Origin of the sequence: Asticcacaulis sp. (assembly GCF_035497195.1) — a bacterium.
Lineage (GTDB): Bacteria > Pseudomonadota > Alphaproteobacteria > Caulobacterales > Caulobacteraceae > Asticcacaulis.
The window spans coordinates 182,621-205,089 of the sequence record NZ_DATJDZ010000018.1 but is presented as its reverse complement, the minus strand read 5'-3'; the positions used below and the strand labels follow the sequence as shown (position 1 = coordinate 205,089).

Below are 22,469 nucleotides of genomic sequence, written 5' to 3'. Positions count from 1 at the left end.
GACGTCGAAGCTGAACTCGCGGCCATCGTTATCGGTGGCCAGCACCCGTCCATTGAGCAGGACGGTGTTGAACTCAGGGCCAAAGCCACGCACCGTGACGAACCGCCCCTCCCCCTGCTGACGATTGATCGATACCCCCGGAATCCGCTGCAAAGACTCAGCCACATTCTGATCGGGGAACTTGCCAATGTCCTCGGCTGCGATCGAATCCATGATGCCGCGCGTCCGCCGCTTGAAATCCAGGGCTTTGGCCAACGACGCCCGCGTGCCGGTAACAATAACGGTCGTAGGGGGCTCAGAGGTTGAGGCCGGTGCAGGCTCTGGGGGATCAAATGTAAAATTGGCAGTCTTGGCGGGTTTTATCGGCGGCGACGTCACCGGGACGACCAGGACAACACCAGAGGGCGTAGTCCGGAATGTCAGGCCGGAGCCGCGAAGGAGGCGCTCAAGCGCATCCGTCGTTTCAAGCGACCCTTTAACGGAGGGGCTTTTCAGATTGCGCACCAGGCCAGGGTCAAAGAGGACCTGCGTCCCGGATTCCATAGCCAGCAAACGCAGGGACTTAGCCATGTCCTGAGAGGGGATATTGAAAGCGTGCAGTGTGGTCTCAGCAATTGCCGATGTGGACAACAGCATCAGCATAGCGAACGTGGCTACGCCGTGCCGTGTCCTCCATTTGCCCTTGTGACGCCCCGACCTCAACATGGCCTTCCCTGTTCCTGTCTTCTGCTTGCCACCTTTTTTGGTGTGCTAAAAAGATAGACGCGGGTTCCGGCAAAGACCTCACAAGTTTTTTTGAGAATTACGTCCGTGCCCGAATGATAACGGTATCACCGTCGGTTTCCGCATGCACGGGGTAATAGCTTTCGATCGCTTCGACGAAAGCGCCCGTCTCCCCCGCGCGGAAAGTGCCGCTGATCCTGAGGCCTTTTGCGGCCGCACCGTCAACGACTATGCGTGTTTTAGAATAATCATTCATACGGCCGGCGACCTCATCCAGCCGCTCATCATCGAAATTGAGCGTGCCGTCACGCCAGCCCATCGTGCGCTGGATATCGACCTTATCGACGAGTTCGGGCGTATCAGCGCCGGCAACCATCACCAATTGCTGGGACGGTTTGATATCGGCGGTCAGGACCTTTGCCGACCTGCCGGCTGACTGCTCTTTGACGAGTATCCGTCCTTCGATCAGGGTGACAGCGACCTTTTGCTGTCTATATTCGACCGTGAAGGCCGTACCAACCGCGGTGACGATCTTATCATCGGCATGAACGCTGAATGGCCGCGTCGGGTCTTTGGCGACCTCAAAATGCGCGCGGCCGGAAAGAAGATCTATCCGCCGTGCCTCGTCTGACATCGCTATCCGCAAATGCGAGTTCGCATCGAGGAAGACGCGGGAATTGTCAGCAAGCGTCACCGTGCGTTGCTCGCCTACTCCCGTGGCGTAAGATGTGGTCGGGCGCCAGAACAAGAAACCGGCGCCCACGGCTGCCGCAACTGAGGCCGCTGCTCCGGACAGGATGACCCGCCTTGTCAAAGCCTCACCACCGGTCCTCCAGCGGCTGGCCCCGGCGCGGTGCGCCCTTTGCAGGGCCTCGCTGCGCATCAGCAACAGCTCAGGTGCGTTTAGGTTCTCTTCGACATAGGCATTGGCGGTATCGACCTGCATCAAGGCTTCCGCATGACGCTCATCCGCGGCAAGCCATTGGTCAAACGCCGTTTGGTCAAAGTCGCCCGCACCTTTCAGTCTTTGGGACCAAAAGGCGGCGTCTTCGATTATCCGTTCGTCATCAAGAGTGACTTCGGGCACGCGTTATTCCTGACAGATGTTTGCGAACTGGGTGAGCCTGGCGATGCATTTGATCATATGCTTTTCGACAGAACTGACCGATATGCCTAGATAGGCGGCGATTTCCGAATATTTCATGCCCTCCATACGGTGAAGAATGAAAATATCCTTGGATCGCGTGTCGAAACTGTTCAGCGCTTTCAGCACAATCTCAAGTGACTGCTTACTATTTAAGACGCGCTCCGGGGAGAGTACCTCAACATTTTCGGCGGACGACGCTGTAATTTCAGAAATGAAGGCGTTTGAGGTACGATTTCGGCGCCCACGATCACGCAAAAGATTGGCGGCCGCCCGGAATAAAAAGCCTTCCGGATTGGCGACATCATCGAGATCCGCCTTGCGCACGACCCTGAAAAACAATTCCTGGGTCAGATCTTCCGCTTCGGCGTGGTCGCGGACGTGGCGATAAAAATAGCGCCGGAAGGATTCACGATAACGACCGGTCAAGGCGTGAAGCAGCGCCTCGTGCTGGTTCGCCTCCCCCGTCTTTTCTCGCATATCGGCCTCCGCCTGATTGCAAAGGCGTTTACCGTCTGACCGGCCTCGCCCGCATATATATTATTTATAACCCGGTTATAGGACCAATTTCAACGACGTCAATAGGCGACCTTTCCCATGTAACGCGTGGTTGTCAGCGGCTGATCGTGAAGCTCCGCCAAATGGGCGGCGATCCGCTCCACAGCAATCCCAAGGACATAGGGAGCCAGTATCGGTCGCACCGCGGGATCAATCCCTGGCATGGCAATAGTCTTCGAGTCGTAGACAATCGTGCGTTCGGTATAGCGCTGACAAAAGGCCAGGGCACGTTCCATGAGCGGACGGCTGGCGTCTTCGCCCAGCATGAGGACGACTGGCAATTTTTCATCGATCGCCTCGAAGGGACCATGGAAGAGTTCCGCCGCCTCAATGGGCAGGCAGTGCATCCATTGGCTTTCCTGCAGTATGCACACCCCGACATAATAGGTCAGGGTGAACATGGGCCCTGACCCCAGAAGATAGAGGATGCGATCGTTTTGGTAATCCGCAGCCACTGACGCGCCTCTTGCGTCATTAGACACAACGGCCTGTGCAAGCACCCTGGGCAACGCCTTCAACGACGCCAACAGCTGTGACATCAGTGGCCAGTCATCGCGACCGGCCAGGATTCCGCCGACCAAGGCCTGCAGGATCATGAAGACACCGTAGAACGGCTCAGGCGTTTCACCGATCAGGAATTGGATATCGACAAACTGGGCAATGGGCCGATCAGCACTTTGTGTTACCACGACCCTCTGACAAGGCTTGGACTGCAGGAACTGGGCGACGGCAACCGATTCCATCGTCTTGCCGGATTTCGAGGCCAGCACTACCAGGGTTCTGTCATCCAGCCGCGGCGGATTCATAGCTATGAATTCGGCCGGATAATAGCAACGCACTTCTAGCTTTGAACTGTAGGTCTCTAACCAGTAGCGCAGGCCTTGCATGATGCGGTTAGGCGCGCCCGGCGCTATGAAATAGATTCGGTCTATCGTGCCGGCGATCGCGAGCCCGTATTCGACCGCGCGATCGAGTTGCGCAACCGCACCGTCCAGCGATCGCTCAAAACGCTCTGCGTCAAACGGCGTCACGATGTCTAAAATCCTGTCTTAAGTGGTGTTGAACAGACGGCAAAAGCCCAAACGCGTCAGACCGCCTCGAAAACGATGCCAGCGGCCTGGAAATCACCGCGCAACGGCACGCGGATGCCGTGATTCATCCAGTAGGCGCCGCTGGCGGTGGCCGGCGTGTCCGTATCGGCCTTGCCGGCGATCTCCCGGAAACCATAGCGAAGCTCAGGGTCAAGCCCGCGCAACTGGATGATGGGGGTCGCATCGAAGGTCGAACTGGAGTGCAGGAAGGTGAACAGCGCCGCCTGGCGCTTGTCTTCGGAAACAGACAAGGTAACCGAGCGCTCGGAGCCACCCTGAGGTGAGACCAGGCGATAGAGGTCGCCGCGCTGGACGGTTTGGCGAATGGACTTATAGGCCTCGATCATGCGTTTTGCCGTGGCGAAGTCTTCCGGCACCCAGTGATTGAGATTGTCGCCGACGCCGAGACAGCCCTGCATGGACGACAGGAAGCGGTATTCCAGAGAAGTCGATCGCTTGTTGACCCAATTGGGCGATGCCGTCACCCAGGCCATCATGACGCCCGGCATGTAGGCATGCGAAAAGCCGTCCTGCATTTTGAGCCGATCCAGCGGATCGGTATTGTCTGTCGGCCAGATCTGATCGGTCAAGTGCATGATCCCCAGATCAACGCGTCCGCCACCGCCGGCGCAGGATTCAATTTCCAGTTTCGGATAGCGGCGGCGCAGTTCCGCGAAGATCCAGTACAGGTTCTTGGTATAGTCGACATAGATCTTCTGCTGATCTTCAGCGGCCATCTCGGGCCAGCCCGGCTCGGACCAACTGCGATTGTGATCCCATTTCAGGAAGGCGATATCGTTTTCACGAAGCAATAGATCCAGCGATTTCAGAATGTAATCGCGGACATCCTTGCGCGCCAGATTGAGAACCATCTGGTTGCGGCCTTCGCTGCGCGGGCGGTCCTTGAAGTTGATCACCCAGTCGGGATGGGCACGGTAAAGGTCACTGTCGGCATTGACCATTTCCGGCTCGACCCATAGACCGAACTCCATGCCAAGGCCCCTCACCTTGCTAATGAGCGGACCAAGTCCCTTGGGGAATTTTTCCGTATTGACGACCCAGTCGCCCAGACCGGCGCGATCATTGTTGCGCTTGCCGAACCAGCCGTCATCCATGACGAAGCGCTCGACGCCCAGAGTGGCCGCCTTTTCCGCCAGCGCGATCTGCCCGGCCTCATCAACGGCAAACTCGGTGGCTTCCCAGGAATTATAAAGGACGGGACGCAGCTTCGGCGTCGGTGCATTTGGCAATATGACCGAGCGCTGGAACCGATGCATTAGACGCGATGCGCCCCCCATGCCCTTATCGCTGTAGCCTGCGTAGAAGACGGGTGTCTCCAAAGTTTCGCCCGGCTTGAGCCGATAGCCGAAGTCGAACGGGTTATAACCGGCCGTGACGCGAGGGTGACCGACAATGTCCTTGTCGACCGTGATGCGCCAGGAGCCGCTCCAGGCCAGGGCGCCGAACCAGACCGGGCCATCCTCTTCATCGGTCAAACCCTCACGGCTTATGGCTAGCCAAGGATTATTCTGAGAGCCGGTCATACCCATGCGGCTCTCAAGCACGGTTTCTCCGACTTCCAGCGGCCGCTTTTGCAGGGTCCATTCAGCGGCCCAGCGTCCGGTCAGGTATTGCAGTTCGTAGTCTTCAGCGAACGGCAGATTTAGGGTCGCCGCCGCCATTTGATCGACTCTTATCCAACTGCGGGTCTTGTTTTCCACCACGGCCGAGCGTGCCAGTATGCCGGTCGCCTTGTCCATGGCATAGCGGAGGTCGACATAGACCTCGGTGCTGACATCCTTCATGCGCACGACAATGCCATCGGCGCTAACCGTGTGGCTCGCATATTTGAGAACCAGATCCCGTACGCCGTTTGGGTAGCTTACCTTCAGAGACGGTTCTATCGCCAGCCCGCCCCCGAAGCCGACATATTCCAGCGGGGTCACTGAGTTGGCGCGATCAAATCCCGAATAATCCGCAGCCTTAGGTGCCGCGGGCAGCACATCGTCTGCCTGAAGCGCACCGCCCCAATGCAGGGATTGGAGTTGACCTGCACTGTCCACCCCGAAAGCATAGGTCACACCGTCACCGTCCAGGCGGAACACCTTGGCGGCACTATCGAAAACCGCGCTCGCACTGGAGCGGAAAGGAACTGCCAAGGCGGCCATTCCAACGAGCATGCCCAGACACGCGGAGCGACGGTTCATAACGGATGCGTTCATAGAGTGGTTTCCTCATTTATATTATATAAGCCACACAATACAGAGACATCAGGCGTGGTCAAGACCCGCAAATATCTCATTTTTGTTCGCATATGCGGTCTAAATGGTCAAAACACCAACCCATGCAGGAAATTGCGTTTGCCACTCGCCTCGACAATATATGTAATATATATATTGACGATTGCCTTTGTGGTCTCCTATTGTGTACGAACATGAGGGCCCGCAATGCGAGGTCCAATCAAACAAATAAAAGACGCCTTCAACAGGGGTAAGCGCAAATGCATATGACGTCCAACGGCGACAACGCGGCATCGGGAACGCCAGCGAACTATCCGTTCAAACTCGGCTACATCTGGATGATTTCAACAGTCGCGGCGCTTGGCGGGCTTTTGTTCGGCTACGACTGGGTGGTCATCGGCGGCGCAAAGCCTTTTTACGAGCCTTACTTCAATCTTACGTCTGAAGCCCAGATCGGTTGGACCAACAGTTGTGCGCTTCTGGGCTGCCTGATCGGGTCAGTCTGTTCGGGCATCCTGAGCGATTGGATCGGACGCAAGAAGCTTTTGATCGTCGCCGCCTTCCTGTTCGGTGTTTCCTCGATCGCGACCGGCTGGTCGCATAGTTTTGACGCCTTTATTGTCTGGCGCATCCTCGGTGGCGTCGCCATCGGCATCGCCTCCAATGTGTCGCCAACCTATATTGCGGAGATAGCGCCGGCACAGTGGCGCGGGCGGCTGGTCACGCTAAACCAATTGACCGTCGTCGTCGGTATCCTGGCGGCCCAGGTCATCAATCTTTTGATTGCCGGACACATTCCTGACGGATCGACGCCCGAAATGATCCGCGCCTCCTGGCAGGGGCAATTGGGCTGGCGCTGGATGTTCACAGCCGTGGCGATACCTTCCATCGTCTTCTTCATCTGCGCCTTCATCGTTCCGGAAAGCCCGCGCTGGCTGATCAAGAAGGGCGCGACGGATAAGGCCAGAGCCGTCCTTCAACGGATCGGTGGCGCTGATTATGCCGAGGCCGAGATGCGGGACGTAAATGGCGCGCTTTCTCAGGAGCGCGGCCAAGGGGCATCGTGGACAGAGTTGCTGCGTCCCGGCATCTTTGGCCTGATACTCATGGGCATAGGCTTGGCCGTCTTGCAGCAATGGAGTGGCACCAATGTCATCTTCAACTACGCTGAGGAGATTTATCAGGGCGCGGGCTATGACCTCAGTGGCGTCATGTTCAATATTGTCATTACAGGCGCCATCAACCTGCTCTTCACGCTGGTGGCGACCTTCACGGTTGATCGCCTGGGCCGGCGCGCCCTGATGTTGTGGGGCACAGCCGCCATCACCATCATGCACGTTCTCCTCGGCGCCGCCTTCTTTTTCGGGATCAAGGGCCCATTGGTGCTTGGTCTGACCTTGGGCGTCATCGCCGCCTATGCAACGTCTCTGGCGCCGGTAACCTGGGTGCTGCTGTCAGAGATCTTCCCAAACCGCATTCGCGGCCTGGCGGTTTCGATCGCCGTGTCTTCGTTGTGGATTGCCTGCTTCGCCGTTACCTACACTTTCCCGATCCTGAACCGGGTGTTGGGTGCGGCGGGCACATTCTGGTGCTATGGCGCGATTTGCTTCATCGGGTTTCTGTTCATTGCGCTTTGCGTGCCCGAGACAAAGGGCAAGACGCTCGAAGAGATCGAAGCTAAACTAACCCGGAAGGCCTAGACACGAGCCGGGCGCGGTCGGCCTTAGCGGCCCTGAGCCCGGCGATTTTCTTCCTGCGCCTTGACCTTGAGCATCAGGTCAAGCGCGCCCTGGATGAGGTCCCGCATACGCGTTTCGGCGCCGGCGCTGTCGCCAACGAGGATGGCATCGGCAACGACCTTGTGGTCTGCCACGCTTGCCAGCCGTCCCTTGAAATCATTGGTCTTGCGGATCGAAAACCGCAGGGCGGTTTCGATCATCTCACGCATCTGGCGATAGAAACGGTTGCCGCTAGCCTGCAGAACCGAGACATGGAACGCGATATCTGCATTTAGCGGATCGTCCCTGCCCAGCTCGGCCTCCTGCATGCGTGAAATCGCGTGCGCGATGGCGGCGCGTTCGTCGCCGGTCGCCACTTGTGCGGCCAGGGCGGCCGCCCCAGGCTCGACGCTTAGACGTATCTGAGTGAATTCGATCAGCAGTTCGAGCGAGAAGTTGCGTTCCAGGAGCCAGCGCAGGACGTCAGGATCCAGCAAATTCCAGTTATCCTCACGCTCTACACGCGTGCCTTGACGTTTTCTTGCTGATAACAGCCCCTTGGATGTCAGCATCTTGACCGCTTCCCGCGTTACCGTGCGGGCGGCGCCATACTTTTCCGACAGTTCGATTTCTTTGGGGAACGGCACATCGTAATATTGGCCAGTGACAATCGCGACGCCCAGATCCTGAACAATTGACTGTGTGAGGTTCTTCGAGCTTGTAGGCGACCGCATATGTGTTCTCTTGGCTCTCTTCCCGCCGGTTGAATCATTTTTTGTTTCTTCAACGGTTTATAGCACACATTGCGCGATCACATACAAGGCATACGTCTAACGCGATGCTGTCAGACGGCCTCAAAACTGTAAGTGGTGGTTCGTCGATACCTGTCACCGGGCTCAAGCCAGGCGCTAGGAAAAGCGCGTACATTGACTGCATCCGTAAATCCTTGTGGCTCGAGGGCGACAGCGCCGGCCCACGTGACGTCACGCGACAATCCAGACCAGACCTGAAGGCATGGCTGGTCTGACATCTGCTTCATGCACAAGCCCGTTTTGGGCGACAACAGATTAACGACAGTGTCGCCGCGGCCATTGGTGACCCAACTCTGATTTAACCCGATTGCCGTGAGTTGAGGGTGGACCTCGGATAAGGCATCCCCAAGCCGTCTCGGTGCACGCAAATCGAACGGGGTGTCGTCAACTGACAGAAGACGGCCTGTCGCCAGAGACGCGGAGTCGACTTCGACAATCTGATCCCCCGATACGCCAAGGACGTGATCGCGAATATCCTCGCCGGCGTCTTGTCCGAGGTTGAAATAGAGGTGGTGCGTCAGGTCTACCGGACAGGGAGCGTCGACATCTGCTTCATAAGAAATCTCGAGGCTTCGAGGTGTCGGCAAGGAAAACCGTATCGTCGCGTGCAGGACACCTGGGTATCCCTCCTCCCCCGCAGGCGAGACATAGCTTAGGACCACCGGGTCACTGTCGTCCATACGTTCGCCGGCCTGCCAGATGCGACGCGTCAGACCAAGACTGCCGCCGTGAAGATGGTTTTCGCCTTCATTCTGAGTCACTTGGTAGATTTGCCCATCGCGTTCGAACCGGCCACTGCGCATTCGGTTGACCGTCCGCCCCACGATGCACCCTTGATAGGTGCGATCGTTTTCATAGGCTTCGATCGTGTCAAAACCAACGACCGTCTCGTTTCGTTGACCGCGCGACGGCACCCGGAGGCTGCGAACGATGGCGCCGTAGGTCAGAATCTCGACCTCAAGCCCGCCGGTTGCAGTCAGGGGCAAGGCATGCACGGCGCGCCCGTCTGCCAGATACCCGAAAAGACGCTCTGAACTCACAGCTTCGCCAACCGGCCGCCGTCGACGTTCAGGCTGGCGCCCGTTATGAAGGTCGCATCGTCACTGGCGAGAAAGGCGACTGCCTTGGCGACGTTCTCGGGTTGACCGACGTCGGCAGCCTCGAGTTTTTCTGCGCCTGACTTCAGGTTGGGGCTGGCCCAGAGCATAGGCGTGTCGATCGCCCCTGGCAGTACGGCGTTCGCCCTGATCCCTTTCGCAACGCCTTCGATGGAGGTGGACCGGGTAAGCGATCCCAGCGCCGCCTTGGCCGCCGCATAAGGGGCGACCAGCGGTGAGGTCTGCACCGTATGAATGCTTGAGACATTGACGACCGCACCGCCAGAAGACATCCGGCGGAAGGCCTCCCGTGTGAAGAGCGCCGCACCGATTAGATTGACCCCCAGGAGCTTGTGCCAATCGTCGCCCGTCAGATCCTCGATCGGCTTATAGATCATCATGCCGGCGACATTGACCAGGACATCGAACCGGCCCGTCTGGTTCGTCGCCACGTCACAGGCCGCCACGACATCTGCCTCAGACGAGACGTCGCAGCGCGCAAACAAGACCGTAGTTGCCCCCAAACTCCGTAGTTCGTCGGAAATGGCCTCCGCCCTGTCGGCGACAAGGTCGGCCAGGACCAGCGATGCGCCCTCACTGGCCAATTGCCTGGCGCAGGCCAGACCGATACCGCCCAGTCCACCTGTCACCAGGGCTGTCTTATTTAAAAACCGCATCTGTCCTTACCACTCACGCACATAACCATCGGGACCTCGCCAGGCGGGGTTGCGCCAAGGCGGACAGTCACGGCTTAATTCTCGCACCTTGTCTTCGTCCACGATAATACCTAGACCCGGCCCCGTAATGGCTTCGATCATACCGTCTTTGACGTCGAAGACGGAGGGATTTTTCACGTAGGCCAGCAGATCGTGGCCGTCGGTATTGTAGTGGATTCCCAGGGACATTTCCTGAATGGCAAAATTGGGCGTCGCCAGCCCTAATTGGATACAGGCGCTGAGGGCGATAGGCCCCAGCGGACAGTGCGGCGCCAGTGCGACATCATACGCTTCCGCCATGGCGGCCATGCGCTTGACTTCGGATATCCCGCCGGCATGACTTAAATCCGGCTGAAGGATGTCAATCGACGCGGCCTCGAGAAAGGGCTTCAGATCCCAGCGTGAGTACATCCGCTCACCCATGGCGATCGGAATATTGGTGAGTAGAGACAGCTGCTTGATCGCTTCCGGGTGCTCACTCAGCAAGGGCTCCTCGATGAACAGCGGTCGCAAGGGTTCCAGAATATGGGCCAATTGCTTGGCCATTGGTTTGTGCAAACGCCCATGGAAGTCGAGACCTGCGTCGATGCCGAGAGACTGAACGTCGGCTAGGCGTTGGGCGACCGCATCAAGGCTCCTCGGGCTGTCTAGCCAACCAGAATCTTCGGTCGCATTCATCTTCACAGACTTAAAGCCCTGGCTAATACGGACCTTCGCGGCATCGAGCACGTCTGATGGCCGATCACCGCCGACCCAGGCATAGACACCCACACGATCGCGAACCCGACCGCCCAGCAATTGGTGAATGGGAACGCCGTAACGTTTGCCCTTGATGTCCCAAAGGGCTTGATCAAGTCCGGAGAGCGCCGACATCAGAACAGGGCCGCCTCGATAAAAGCCAAGGCGATAGGCCGTCTGCCAGACATCCTCAATCCGATCGGCGTCAAAATCCAGAAAGCGATCGCGAAGGGAGGCATAGGCGCCAGCTACGGCCTCCGAATGCCCTTCAAGACTGGCCTCACCCCACCCTACCAAACCGTCGCTCGTTTCAACGCGAACAAACAGCCAGCGGGGGGGGACGGGAAAGGTTTCGATCCTGAGGATTTTGGAGGCGTGCGGGCTGACGGGCAGTGCGATACCTGAAACGTCGGCACTGATTTTTGGCGGCGAGGTTTGCATTGAGAATTACATATCCTGGAGTGGCCGTGTCGTGAGCGGCGCGAAGCTTGTCATGGTCGGTCCAGTTAACCTTGACCACGCGCGACGAAGAAGAACGAAGAACTTTATGTATTATATGTATGCTTTAGATGTTTTTCCAACAATCTTTACACCCGCCTGCGGACACAAAATTTGCAACGACCTTAAGTATACATCAAGTAATTTTAGGAAATTGAATCTCTAACCAGAACGATGGACGTCAAGATTAGAGAAAAAATGCCGTACCCGTCACGGGTACGGCACAAGTCAGGAGGGCAAAAACACCATGGAATGAATATGGAATTTGCCGGTATAGATGGCTTTGGCAAAAGCCAAAGCCATCTATCTCGTTCGCTAGAAATCCATCCGCAGGCCAACATTATAGAAGGCGCCATCGAAGAAATCTCCGAGCAGTTCGTTTTGGTAGAGGCCCTTTTGCGTCAGATGAGTCTCGCCGACGTTAGTGCCTTCGAAGAAGACATTGACGCGAGGTGTAATCTGATAGGAGGCGCGCAGATCGACCTGGCTATAGTCTTGCGTAAACAGAGGCCCACCCGAGCCGTCGCCGGAAAGGCTGGCCAGGAAGGCATCGCGCTTGTTGTAAGCGACGCGGAAGGACAGCGGGCCTTTTTCGTAGAAGGCGATGAGGTTGTAGGAATTCCCGAGGCCCGGCAGCGCGAAGGCGCGACCTGACACATGGGAGCTATCCGCGACTTTGGCATCGCTGTTGACGATGGTGGCATTGGCGGTCACGCCAAATCCGCTCATCCAGCCCGGCAGGTAATCGAACATATAGGTGCCGGCCAGTTCGACGCCTTCCGCATAGGTCTGGGCCAGGTTACGCGGACGAGACGTCAGGAAGGTCGCCGTAGTCGCCGTGAAGTTCGGATCGGCCAGATGGGTATGTCCGTTGATGACACTCGTATTCTGCAGTTGTTGGGCATTGGTGATCGTGAAGGCTTCGGGCAGGACGCCGTAGTCGATGAAGTTCGTCACATCCTTATGGAACAGGGCAGCCGAGAAGTTCATATTCTTTTTGGGATACCATTCAACCGAGATGTCGACATTGCTCGACAGGTAGGGTGTCAGGTTCGGATTGCCACCGCTGGCCAACATGTTGCCGGGGCGGGTATCGTCGATCGTCGTGTTCGGACGCATATCGCTCGGGTTCGGGCGTGTGAGGGTCTTAGAAGCCGACAGGCGGGCCAGCAGCTTGCTGTTGATATTGAGCTTGAAGTTCGCGCTGGGCAAGAACTCATGATAGCTCGAGGTGATTGTGTGGGAGGCAGGCGTGCTCGAGGCGTAGATGGGCGATTGATTGCCTTCCGAAACCCAGGTGATGTCCTGCAACGCACGGTCTTGGCCGGTGGCCGTGACTTCGGTGCTGATATAACGGCCGCCAATGTTCAGGCTCCACGGCATTGATCCAAAGTCACCATGGAAATCGGCTTCTACATACGCGGCCGAGGTCACTTCGCCGATACGGTAGGAGCTCGGCTGAAGCACGACATTGTAGCCGCCATTCGCTGCGAGCGCCGCCAATGTCGTGCCGGCGGGCGCGCCATTGGCGGCGTCAAGCGCATTGGCCGCGGCAGGCGAGCCCAGATAGTCGAGATAGGCCTGGCCGTCATACGAGAAGAAATTGAGCGGTGCATTGGCGCCCAGGCCACCCCCCAGGAAGTCGCTGCCCAGATCCAGCGGCGTCAGGAGGGTCGGATCGACGACAGCTGCATAACCGCAATACTGGCAATAGGCGGGCCCAATGCCATAGACCTTGCTGGCCTTGCGGGTCTGGTTGACCGAGATACCGAAACGAAGGGCCTCCCAGATGCCACGATCTGCGTAATAGGTGCCATCAAGGCGGGCATCTGACACCGTCGCGACGGTGTTTTCGCCGCCAGCCGTGGCGTAGTGCGCCCGAGCATTGGAAGCACTGGTGATCGGCGCGCCGAGGATCTGCAAGGTGGGCAGGCTGCCGCCGGCGGGCTGCGTCCAACTGATGTTGGTTGGGATGCCGATGACGGTGAAGTAGGAACCGGAGCCACCCAGATTACGCGCTTCGGAGGTTGACAGGTCAGCGACAATGCTCAGCTTGTCGCTAAGCTTCCAGTCCATATTAAAGCCGATGGCCTTGGTGAGTGAGCGGCGCGGCAGGGACTGCATGACCATGTCCCAGTTGCCGTTCTCGGTCTGGGCAATGACGTCACGATTGGAATCGATGGACGCCGTGGTGACCTGGTTCTCAAGGAAGAAGAAGGCGCCTTCGGCGATGTGACGGTTGATATTGTAGCGGCTATACATGCCATCGATTGTGAAGGTCAGGTTATCTTCCGGACGGTACTGGAACGTTCCGGTAAAGCCCGTGCGCTCACTCTGGTGCGTGCTTTGCAGCAGGTTGTAGTTCCGGGGGAAGCGGACATTGGAATAGAGCGGGACGTTGGGATCGAGATTGGGACCATAGCCGTCCGTCACGCCAGCCTGGGTGCCGATCGTGTCGTTCGGCACATAGCCGCTGACGGTGAAGGAATCTTCGCGGGCGTCGCGCAATTGGTACGAGGCCGAGACCATGAGGCCCATCTTTCCGTCGTCGAAGACGGTGCTGTAGAGGGCGAAGGCGTCCGGCGTGGTTTCCTTGCTCAGGGTTTCATAGTGGGCCTTGACGCTGATGATGCCCTTGGTCTTGCCTATATCGAGCGGCCGGGGCGTCTTTAGATTGATCGTTGAGCCGATGCCGCCTTCGGGCAGTGAGGCGCGCGAACTTTTATAAACATCGGCGCCACTGATCAGTTCGGCAGCGATATTATCGAACGAAAAGCCGCGTCCGCTGTTGTCATTGGCCATGTTTCGGCCGTTAAGCAGGACGTTGTTAAATTGCGGACCGAAACCGCGAACCGTGACGCTGCTACCTTCGCCCAAGCTGCGGTCGATGGACACGCCGGGCACGCGTTGCAGCGACTCGGCCACGTTCGCGTCCGGGAATTTGCCCAGGTCTTCCGAGGTGATCGAGTCAAGGATAACGGTGGAGTTACGCTTGTTACGGGCCGAGGCGGTCAAGCTGCCCCGGATACCGGTTACAACAACTTCCGTAATCTCGTCCGATGGCGCGGCTGTGGCGGCCGGCGATGCGGTCGTTTGGGCGAATGCCGATGTAGAAGTAAATAATGCAAATACAATTGCGGTTGAGCTCAGCAATACAGCTGAACGAATCATTTTTTCCCTGTTCATTTCTCTATCCTGTTTTGTCTATATTTAGCTTTTAGCTTATTTTTATTGTTCCGCCGCTAGCGGAAATGCGAATTGGCGACGGAAGGCCACTGACTTCGCTCCTGACATATGTAATATATATATAATATTTAACGAGTGTCAACGGCCATGACAGGTCGGGTTAAAATCGAAGATCGAGGCGGTTAGTTGGCAGAATGTTTTTCATTTCGGCAGCCGCCTATTGCGCGACCTCGCGACGGGCCTGAACAGCGCCGCTCACCCTTAGCCCGTCGCGGATACGATTGGCGCGCCAACTTATATCTGCAACATGCGCCCCAACCGCAGCTGAAGCGCGTAAGCCCCGAACTGAAGAGCGCGCTGGCCATAAAAAGATAATAACCCCGTCGTCGATATTGGTGACCTCGATTGGCCCTCATCGGGAAGATGAATTTAGCAATCCTAATGTCCGCTTTTATCGCGGAGCTTTTGGATGCAATGTCTCCTTGGGGCCGATGCTGTTGAAAAACTCGACAGAGACCTCGCCCGTACGGAGTCCTACTACCAATTTGAAGGCGTGGTCTCGTTTCGCTGTCCAATTGACTGTGTTGCCGCACGAAGCACGTACCCTCACGGAGGAAACTCCCTAGACAAGCGCGATATCACGGCTAACGTCGTTTGAATGTGCTCAACGCTCGAATCAGAGGGCGCAACTAGGCAACCAATCCGCCTCAAGCGAAACTGGTTCATTTCTAAGCGTGCCAAGTTCAATGAAATTGCCCGAGACGAGGAGAGTTGAAATGCCAAGAATATCCCGCCGAACTTTCGTACTTGGCTTGCCCTGCCTGCCTGCCATAGCAAAGGCCCAAGCGCTGGGGGGATCCACGGACGCGCCAAGGGCTTCCTTGTTGATTATCACCTAAAACTGACCCAGGTTTCTCACCGAGAAGTGACCCACCTTTAAGGTATAATCCTATGGGTCAGTGTTTGGTCAAGTCACAGTTTTCTCCCTCCTCGATTTCACTGTTGCCGTGCTTGCCTTGAAGCGGAAGCTGTCGTTACCAGTCTCTAAGATGTGGCAGTGGTGGGTGAGCCGGTCGAGCAATGCCGTGGTCATTTTGGCGTCGCCGAACACCCCCGCCCATTCGCTGAAGCTGAGATTGGTCGTGATGACGACGCTGGTCTGTTCGTAGAGCCGGCAAAGCATGTGGAACAGCAAGGCTCCGCCGGACGCGCTGAACGGCAGGTAGCCCAGCTCATCGAGGATGACCATGTCGAGCTTCAGGAGTCGATCCGCCATCTGTCCAACCTTGCCCTGGGCCTTTTCCTGTTCGAGCAGGTTGACCAGTTCGATGGTCGAGAAGAAGCGAACCTTCTTTCGGTGATGCTCAACAGCCTGCACGCCCAGCGCTGTGGCGACATGTGTTTTGCCGGTGCCAGGACCGCCGATCAGGACAACGTTGTGCGCACCGTCCATAAACTCGCAGCGATGCAGTTGGCGGACCAGGGCTTCGTTGACCTCGCCAGAAGCGAAGTCATAGCCGGACAGGTCCTTGTATGCGGGGAAGCGGGCCGACTTGATCTGATAGGCAATGGACCTGACCTCACGCTCGGCCGTTTCCGCCTTCAGAAGCTGGGACAGGATCGGCATCGCGCTTTCAAACGCGGGCGAGCCCTGTTCGGTTAGTTCGCCGACAGCCTGGGCCATGCCGTACATTTTCAGGGCACGCAGCATGATGATGATGGCGGCGCTAGCAGGATCATGACGCATGACGGCCCTCCGCGCGCAAGGCATCGTAGCGCTCAACATTGGCCAAGGGTTCTTGCCTCAACCGAAGCGCCTGTGGCGCATCGATCGTATCCGGCGGCGTTGTGCCGTCGATTAGGCGATGCAAGAGGTTCAGGATATGCGTCTTGGTCGGCACGCCACCGGCCAGCGCCAGCTCGACAGCCTGCAACACGACCTGCTCGTCATGCTGGAGGACAAGGGCCAGGATCTCGACCATTTCCCGGTCGCCGCCAAGCCGTTTGAGGAGATGCCCCTGAAGACGTCGGAAGGATTCCGGCAGCTCAGTGAACGGGGCACCATTACGTAGCGCGCCGGGTTTGCGCTGGATCACCGCCAGATAGTGACGCCAGTCGTAGACGGTGCGACCTGGGTTGCTATGTGAGCGATCTATAATCCGTGGATGCTCGCATAGAATCTGGCCTTCCGCCGCCACCACGACCCGCTCAGGGTAGACGCGCACGCTGACCGGGCGGTTGGCGAACGAGGCCGGTACGCTGTAGCGATTACGCTCCAGATGGACGAGGCACGTCGGCGTCACGCGCTTGGTATGCTCGACAAAACCGTCGAACGGCCGCGTGGGCGCCATTAAGTAGTCTTGCTCTTCCGCCCAGACATCCGCAATCGTTCCCGGCAGTTCGCCATGCGGAATCTCCCGCCAGTAAGAGATACACCGCTCTTCCAGCCAGACGTTCAAAGCCGCCAGGTTCGGGAAGCTGGGTATCGGTATCCATAGCCGGTGACGGGCATCCTGGACGTTCTTCTCGACCTGTCCTTTCTCCCAGCCTGACGCCGGATTGCAGAACTCGGCGTCGAAGAGATAATGGCTGGCCATCGCCTGGAAGCGCAGGTTCACTTGCCGCGCCTTGCCAACCCCGATCTTATCGACCGCCGTCCTCATATTGTCATAGATACCCCGCCGCGGCACACCGCCGAGTACGCGGAAGGCTTCGACATGGGCATCGAACAGCATCTCGTGCGTCTGCAGAGGATAGGCTCGCACGATGAAGGCCCGGCTGTGGGATAGTTTGAAGTGAGCCACCTGAAGCTTGGTCCGCTCGCCACCTATAACAGCCCAGTCTTCACTCCAGTCGAACTGGAAGGCTTCCCCGGCCTCGAAGGCCAGCGGCACGAATGTCCCGCGCCCACTCATCTGCTGCTCGCGCAGGCGATTGGCTTTCCATTCCCGCGCGAACGTGGCAACGCGCGGATAAGAACCGTCATAGCCGAGGGCCACCAGATCCGCGTGAAGCTGTTTGACGGTCCGTTTTTGCTTCCGAGACCTACCGGATTCGATCTTCAGCCAGTGTACCAGCTTGTCGGCATAAGCATCCAACTTGGTAGGCCTGCCGGGCGTTTGGAACGCCGGCTCAACAACATCAGACCTAAGGTATTTGCGGATCGTGTTCCGCGAAAGACCAGTTTTTCGACATATCTCACGGATCGGTATGCGATCCCGAAATGCCCAGCGTCTGATGACGCTCAATAATGCCATGTCTATCACTCCGAGGGCCCTCGCTGTCTGACAACGAGGGGAGTTTCACATGGGTCATTTCTCGATGATAATTATGCCGCCTACTGGGTCAGTTTTGAGTGATATTCAACAGGCAAAGGGTGACTGTCGCCAGGAAGGCCTGGCGCTGGGTGGGCTGCGTGATGCGGTCGATGGTGCTACCGTGGTCGGTGGACTGATCGTCAGGGCGGCGGCGTCAAGAGTTCAGCCGCCAAGTCCAATCCGCGCTTGCGTAGAAAGCCGGTGGCAAACGATGGATCGCTATCGTGCTCGAGCACAGCATCAATCAACTGTTGATCTTCAGGAGATGCCGCAGAGCAAACCGCAAGCGCAATCGGCCCTAGGGCCAGGTCGAACAAGCGGTTGCCGCGCCGGGACTGAAGATAATATTGGCGCTTAGGGATAGCCTGACCAATCAGATCGATCTGCCGGCTATTCAGGCCCATCCGGGCATAGGTGTCGCGGGACTGCGGTTCGCGTGCCCGTTCATTCGGCAGAAAAAGCCGCTGGGGGCAGGACTCGATGATGGCCGGCGCGATCGAGCTATCGGCGATGTCGGCCAGGGACTGCGTGGCGAAGATGACGCTGACGTTCTTCTTGCGTAATGTCTTCAGCCATTCCCGAATGCGGGCGGCGAACAGAGGGTTGTCGAGGAACACCCAGGCTTCGTCGAGGATCAGAAGGGTTGGCCGGCCGTCGAAGCGTTCCTCCAGGCGATGAAACAAATAGGTCAGGACAGGCAAGACAAGGCCTGCCTCCCCCATCAGATCCTCTGTTTCGAAGCAATGGACTGGCGCCAGGTCCAGGCCGTTTTCTTCAGCGTCGAGCGTGTGTCCGAATGCCCCGTCCAAAGTAAATGGACGGAGGGCTGATTTCAGGCTGTTCGACGACAGAAGGACGGATAGTCCGGTCAAGGTCCGCTCCTGGGCAGGCGCCGCGGCAAGGGAATCCAGAGCTGACCAGAGCGCTTCCTTGACCTCAGGGGTGACGGGACAGTGTTCGTTCTCCAGGATGAGAATAAGCCATTCCAGGGCCCAGATTCGCTCGGGAACATCGTCGATTCGGCTGAGCGGCTGGAAGGCCAGGTCGGCTTTGCGGCCAAGCACATGATGGCTGCCCCCCATAGCCAGGGTGACGGCTCGCGCTGAGTAACCCTTGTCAAAGATGAAGGTCTGTGCGGACGGATAGCGTTGGAACTGGAGCGCCAGGAAGGCGAGCAAGACAGACTTGCCTGCCCCGGTCGGCCCCAGGATCAACATGTGGCCAACGTCGCCGACATGGGTGGAAAGCCGAAACGGCGTCGATCCGGAACTGAGCGCATGCAGCAATGGTGGCCCGGCAAGATGGTCGTTGCGTTCCGGTCCCGCCCAGACCGCCGACAGGGGCATGAGGTGGACGAGGTTCAGGGAATGGACCAAGGGCTGGCGGACATTGGCGTAAACATGTCCGGGCAAGGAGCCAAGCCAGGCTTCGACGGCGTTCAGGCTTTCCGCCTTTGTGGTGAAGCCCAGACCATTGATGACCTGCGCGATCTGGCGCAGCTTTTCGTCTGCGACACGCGCGTCTGCGTCCATTACTGTGATTGTGGTGGTGAGATAGCCGAAGCTGACGTGGTCTCCGCCCAAGGCCTGTAGGGCCTGATCGGCGTCGGCGACCTTGTTGTCTGCATCGCTGTCTGTCAGCGCCGTCTGCTGGCTGTACATGACTTCGCGCAGCAGGGCAGTGACCGACTTCCGCTTGTTGAACCACTGACGACGGATTTTTGTCAAAGTCTTCGTCGCTTCCTCCTTGTCCAAGGCGATGAAGCGCGAGGTCCAGCGGTAGCTGCTATCGAGGTGGTTTAGGCCATCGAGGAGTCCCGGCTGGGTGTGATTGGGGAAGCCAAGCACGGTCAGGCTACGCAAATGCTGATCGCCGAGCATGGGCGCCAGTCCACCTAGCAAAGGGGTGTCGGCCAGCACGGCATCAAGATAGATTGGCGTATCCGTGGCGACCAGGGTGTGTGACTTGGTCGAGATGGTGCTGTGCAGGTAGCTCAGGGTTTCAGCGTCATCCAGTCCGGTCACGAAGGGCATGATACCGGCGAGCATCTCTATCAGGCTGTCGGTCCGGTCTACGAAGGCCAGCAGTTCCCGCTTCCAGTCGCGGGTTTGATCGCCAGGTTCGGTTGTCTCGAGCAGAGCTGAGCCAGCCGAGGCCACAGTGTCAGGCGCCGGCATGAAAACCAGGGTCACAAAGAAATGGGTTTCGAAGTGCCGTCCGGTTTGTCCTTCGAAGGCAGCGCGACGCTCCTCGTCGACCAGCCGGGCGATTCCATCCTCCGCGCCGGGGGACGGATAACCCAGGGCCTCGCGCCTTCGCGCTTCAAAGAACAGGGCCCAGCCCTCACCAAAGCGGCGCAGGATGTTGTTGACGCGCGCGCCGATCCCGACAAGCTCCGACGACGTCGCACTGTCCAGGTCCGGCCCATAATAGCGAAGGGTGCGCTGAAAACTGCCATCCTTGTTCAGGATAACGCCGGGCGCAACCAGAGCTGCCCAGGGCAGATGGTCGGCCAGCTGTTCGGCAACGGGCCTATATTGGCGGAGGTTTAGCATCCGAAAAATCCTTTCTGGCGGAGATGTCTTAGGAGGATGGGGAGAAAATCAGGGTCGTACCTGGCGGCGAAAACGGCCAGGGTGTGCCCGATGACAAAGCCTGCCAGTCCGGCGATCCACATTTGCAGCCCCAGGCCAAGGGCGGCGGCAATCGTGCCGTTGATGATGGCCAACCCGCGAGGGGCTCCGCCCAGGAGTAAGGGTTGCGTGAGGGATTGATGGAGGGGCACTTCAAAGCCCTCAACGCGGTCGTCCATCAGATCAGTGCTCCGCCGCCGAAGGAGAAGAAGGTCAGGAAGAAGCTCGACGCGGCGAAGGCGATCGAGAGGCCGAAGACGATCTGGATCAACTTGCGGAAGCCGCCCGAGGTCTCACCAAAGGCCAGGGTTAGACCGGTGACGACAATCACCATAACGGCGACGATTTTGGCGACCGGCCCTTCAACACTGTCGAGGATCTGCTGAAGGGGGGCTTCCCAGGGCATGCCCGATCCGGCGGCGCCGGCACTGGTCGCCAGACCGATCGCAAGTCCAATGATCGCGGGCACGATAATGCTACGGGGAAGGTCTCGCCGACGCGGGCCAGAGCTTAGACGACCGGTTGTGGCGAAGGTAGAACGTGCAAATGTATTAAACATTAAAATCTCCTGATTGATTGAGGTTGGTTTCAGTCTTCACCGTCTGGGACGAGCGGTTGAAGGTCGTAGTCGCCGTGTTGATCGAGCCCGTGAAGCCGGGCGATTTCAGCGATATGTCGGGGCGTGCCAGTATGAGCGTTGGCGGCGCAAATGAAGACGATCAGGTCGATGGCCTCGGCGATCAGCGGACGCGGCACGTTCGTGACGGCTTCCTGGACCAATTGTTCCAGCCGGAGCAGCGCCCCCTTAGCTGAATTGGCGTGGAGAGTAGCAATTCCGCCCGGGTGACCTGTGTTCCACGCCTTGAGCATATCGAGAGCCTCGGCGCCCCTCACCTCGCCGACGATGATGCGGTCTGGGCGCAGACGGAGCGTCGACCGCACCAGGTGGGCCATGGTGACAAACCCCGGCCGAGTCCTGAGCGCTACGACGTCGGGTGCCGCACAGCGCAGTTCGCGGGTATCTTCAATGAGGATGACACGCTCATTCAGTTCCGCGACCTGGGCCAGCAAGGCATTGGTCAGGGTGGTCTTGCCAGAGCTCGTGCCGCCGACAACCAGGATATTCTGGCGATCGCGGACGGCGCTGACGAGCGCCTGCGCCTGCGCCCGCGTCATGACTTGGCTGCGGACATAATCTTCCAGGCCAAATAAACGATAAGCCGGCTTGCGAATGGCAAAACATGGGCTCGACACAATGGGCGGCAGCAGGCCTTCAAAGCGTTCACCACCGCTACCGTCAGAAGCCATTGGGAGTTCCGCGCTAACAATGGGACTATCGGGCTGGATTTCGAGGCGAACATGGCTAGCGACCAGGCGAATGACACGCTCGACTGCTGAGGCGGACATGACCACGCCAGTGTCGATGCGTCCTTCTCCAGCGAGATCGAGACGAACGCCGCCATCTGGATTGACCATGATCTCGAAAACGTCCGGGTTGGCCAGGGCTTCGGTCAGGCCGTCGCCCATGGCCGTCCGCAACATCCCACGCAGGCGCTGAACGGGAATAGACAGATCATCCATTGATTGCCTCCTCTTTGACGTTGGGATTGAGGGACTGATCGCCTTTGGCGAGATGGCGCCCGACTTGCGCCACGAACTGTTCGAAGCGGGCGCGGGCCAGGGCTAAGGTTGCAGCATCAGGCTCGGGCATGTGCGCATCACGCAGCAGGGTCAGACGGACAAACAGGGCCAGGCTTTCCAGGAGGATGTGTTGGTCACGCTCGATCCGGTTCAACTGGGCGGATATCCGGTTGAGGCGGTGGGCGAATTGATCGTCCAGCTCGGTGGTCGCGCGGCGGTTCAGCCAAGCTACTAGCGCTTCGGCCAGGACGGCCGACTTGTTCATGCCTGGCTTTTCGGCCAAGGCTTCCAGCCTGCGGGTGGTTGCGGCATCGAGAAACAGCTGATGGCGGACTTTACGTTGGTTAATTGGCATGG

The 22,469-nt window shown here is 58.2% G+C and carries 18 protein-coding genes; 1 reads left to right on the top strand and 17 read right to left on the bottom strand.

Annotated features, from left to right (window positions below; translation table 11 throughout):
- The 5 genes from VL130_RS11020 to VL130_RS11000 all read right to left on the bottom strand — a co-directional run.
- A partial coding sequence (locus VL130_RS11020) for an STN domain-containing protein (RefSeq protein WP_325362936.1) occupies nt 1–642 on the bottom strand: 642 nt, incomplete at its 3' end.
- Between the two features lie 160 nt (nt 643–802).
- A complete protein-coding gene (locus VL130_RS11015; RefSeq protein WP_325362935.1) occupies nt 803–1,810 on the bottom strand; it encodes a FecR family protein in 1,008 nt (335 codons plus the stop codon).
- 3 nt (nt 1,811–1,813) lie between these two features.
- The gene (locus tag VL130_RS11010; protein ID WP_325362934.1) at nt 1,814–2,347 is read right to left on the bottom strand and encodes a sigma-70 family RNA polymerase sigma factor; all 534 of its coding nucleotides are present in this window, start codon (nt 2,345–2,347) and stop codon (nt 1,814–1,816) included.
- A gap of 98 nt (nt 2,348–2,445) precedes the next feature.
- A complete protein-coding gene (locus VL130_RS11005) occupies nt 2,446–3,456 on the bottom strand; it encodes an SIS domain-containing protein (RefSeq protein WP_325362933.1) in 1,011 nt (336 codons plus the stop codon).
- A gap of 56 nt (nt 3,457–3,512) precedes the next feature.
- Nucleotides 3,513–5,684, bottom strand: a complete 2,172-nt coding sequence (locus tag VL130_RS11000) for an alpha-galactosidase (protein WP_325362939.1) — start codon at nt 5,682–5,684, stop codon at nt 3,513–3,515.
- A 332-nt stretch (nt 5,685–6,016) separates the two neighbouring features.
- Here VL130_RS11000 and VL130_RS10995 point away from each other — a divergent pair, with 332 nt between their 5' ends.
- The gene (locus tag VL130_RS10995) at nt 6,017–7,456 is read left to right on the top strand and encodes a sugar porter family MFS transporter (RefSeq protein ID WP_325362932.1); all 1,440 of its coding nucleotides are present in this window, start codon (nt 6,017–6,019) and stop codon (nt 7,454–7,456) included.
- A 23-nt stretch (nt 7,457–7,479) separates the two neighbouring features.
- On the opposite strand, the gene VL130_RS10990 is transcribed toward VL130_RS10995, so the two are convergent.
- The 12 genes from VL130_RS10990 to VL130_RS10935 form a co-directional block, all read right to left on the bottom strand.
- Nucleotides 7,480–8,208, bottom strand: coding sequence for a FadR/GntR family transcriptional regulator (locus VL130_RS10990; protein ID WP_325362931.1), 729 nt, complete (start codon nt 8,206–8,208; stop codon nt 7,480–7,482).
- Between the two features lie 110 nt (nt 8,209–8,318).
- Nucleotides 8,319–9,326, bottom strand: a complete 1,008-nt coding sequence (locus VL130_RS10985) for an aldose epimerase family protein (protein WP_325362930.1) — start codon at nt 9,324–9,326, stop codon at nt 8,319–8,321.
- Entirely contained in the window at nt 9,323–10,060 is a 738-nt protein-coding gene (locus VL130_RS10980) for an SDR family NAD(P)-dependent oxidoreductase (protein WP_325362929.1), read from the bottom strand. Before VL130_RS10980 ends, VL130_RS10985 begins: the two co-directional genes overlap by 4 nt.
- 6 nt (nt 10,061–10,066) lie before the next feature.
- On the bottom strand, nt 10,067–11,278 hold the full coding sequence (dgoD, locus tag VL130_RS10975) for a galactonate dehydratase (RefSeq protein WP_325362928.1): 1,212 nt from the start codon (nt 11,276–11,278) through the stop codon (nt 10,067–10,069).
- A gap of 372 nt (nt 11,279–11,650) precedes the next feature.
- Nucleotides 11,651–14,506 carry a TonB-dependent receptor gene (locus tag VL130_RS10970; protein WP_325362927.1) on the bottom strand — a complete coding sequence of 952 codons (2,856 nt, stop codon included), beginning with the start codon at nt 14,504–14,506 and terminating at the stop codon, nt 11,651–11,653.
- A gap of 982 nt (nt 14,507–15,488) precedes the next feature.
- Nucleotides 15,489–16,268 carry an IS21-like element helper ATPase IstB gene (gene istB, locus VL130_RS10965; protein ID WP_325362926.1) on the bottom strand — a complete coding sequence of 260 codons (780 nt, stop codon included), beginning with the start codon at nt 16,266–16,268 and terminating at the stop codon, nt 15,489–15,491.
- On the bottom strand, nt 16,258–17,778 hold the full coding sequence (istA, locus tag VL130_RS10960; protein WP_325362925.1) for an IS21 family transposase: 1,521 nt from the start codon (nt 17,776–17,778) through the stop codon (nt 16,258–16,260). The genes istB and istA overlap by 11 nt, the downstream gene beginning before the upstream one ends.
- A 200-nt stretch (nt 17,779–17,978) precedes the next feature.
- Nucleotides 17,979–20,393, bottom strand: coding sequence for a conjugal transfer protein TrbE (gene trbE, locus VL130_RS10955; RefSeq protein WP_325362924.1), 2,415 nt, complete (start codon nt 20,391–20,393; stop codon nt 17,979–17,981).
- On the bottom strand, nt 20,387–20,650 hold the full coding sequence (locus VL130_RS10950; protein ID WP_325362923.1) for a VirB3 family type IV secretion system protein: 264 nt from the start codon (nt 20,648–20,650) through the stop codon (nt 20,387–20,389). The genes trbE and VL130_RS10950 overlap by 7 nt, the downstream gene beginning before the upstream one ends.
- Complete coding sequence (locus VL130_RS10945) at nt 20,650–21,030, bottom strand: TrbC/VirB2 family protein (RefSeq protein ID WP_414636257.1); 381 nt, start codon at nt 21,028–21,030, stop codon at nt 20,650–20,652. Before VL130_RS10945 ends, VL130_RS10950 begins: the two co-directional genes overlap by 1 nt.
- A 29-nt stretch (nt 21,031–21,059) precedes the next feature.
- Entirely contained in the window at nt 21,060–22,052 is a 993-nt protein-coding gene (trbB, locus tag VL130_RS10940) for a P-type conjugative transfer ATPase TrbB (protein WP_325362922.1), read from the bottom strand.
- Nucleotides 22,045–22,467, bottom strand: coding sequence for a CopG family transcriptional regulator (locus VL130_RS10935; RefSeq protein ID WP_325362921.1), 423 nt, complete (start codon nt 22,465–22,467; stop codon nt 22,045–22,047). The genes trbB and VL130_RS10935 overlap by 8 nt, the downstream gene beginning before the upstream one ends.
- Between the last annotated feature and the right edge of the window lie 2 nt (nt 22,468–22,469).

Bases quoted from the DNA above. Each gene is read 5' to 3' on its own strand.
- istB (WP_325362926.1), bottom strand. From the start codon at position 16,268: ATGCGTCATGATCCTGCTAGCGCCGCCATCATCATCATGCTGCGTGCC.
- VL130_RS10945 (WP_414636257.1), bottom strand. From the start codon at position 21,030: ATGTTTAATACATTTGCACGTTCTACCTTCGCCACAACCGGTCGTCTA.
- VL130_RS10970 (WP_325362927.1), bottom strand. From the start codon at position 14,506: ATGATTCGTTCAGCTGTATTGCTGAGCTCAACCGCAATTGTATTTGCA.
- dgoD (WP_325362928.1), bottom strand. From the start codon at position 11,278: ATGCAAACCTCGCCGCCAAAAATCAGTGCCGACGTTTCAGGTATCGCA.
- VL130_RS11010 (WP_325362934.1), bottom strand. From the start codon at position 2,347: ATGCGAGAAAAGACGGGGGAGGCGAACCAGCACGAGGCGCTGCTTCAC.
- VL130_RS10950 (WP_325362923.1), bottom strand. From the start codon at position 20,650: ATGGACGACCGCGTTGAGGGCTTTGAAGTGCCCCTCCATCAATCCCTC.
- istA (WP_325362925.1), bottom strand. From the start codon at position 17,778: ATGGCATTATTGAGCGTCATCAGACGCTGGGCATTTCGGGATCGCATA.
- trbE (WP_325362924.1), bottom strand. From the start codon at position 20,393: ATGCTAAACCTCCGCCAATATAGGCCCGTTGCCGAACAGCTGGCCGAC.
- VL130_RS11000 (WP_325362939.1), bottom strand. From the start codon at position 5,684: ATGGCCGCCTTGGCAGTTCCTTTCCGCTCCAGTGCGAGCGCGGTTTTC.
- trbB (WP_325362922.1), bottom strand. From the start codon at position 22,052: ATGGATGATCTGTCTATTCCCGTTCAGCGCCTGCGTGGGATGTTGCGG.
- VL130_RS10980 (WP_325362929.1), bottom strand. From the start codon at position 10,060: ATGCGGTTTTTAAATAAGACAGCCCTGGTGACAGGTGGACTGGGCGGT.
- VL130_RS10935 (WP_325362921.1), bottom strand. From the start codon at position 22,467: ATGCCAATTAACCAACGTAAAGTCCGCCATCAGCTGTTTCTCGATGCC.
- VL130_RS10995 (WP_325362932.1), top strand. From the start codon at position 6,017: ATGCATATGACGTCCAACGGCGACAACGCGGCATCGGGAACGCCAGCG.
- VL130_RS10990 (WP_325362931.1), bottom strand. From the start codon at position 8,208: ATGCGGTCGCCTACAAGCTCGAAGAACCTCACACAGTCAATTGTTCAG.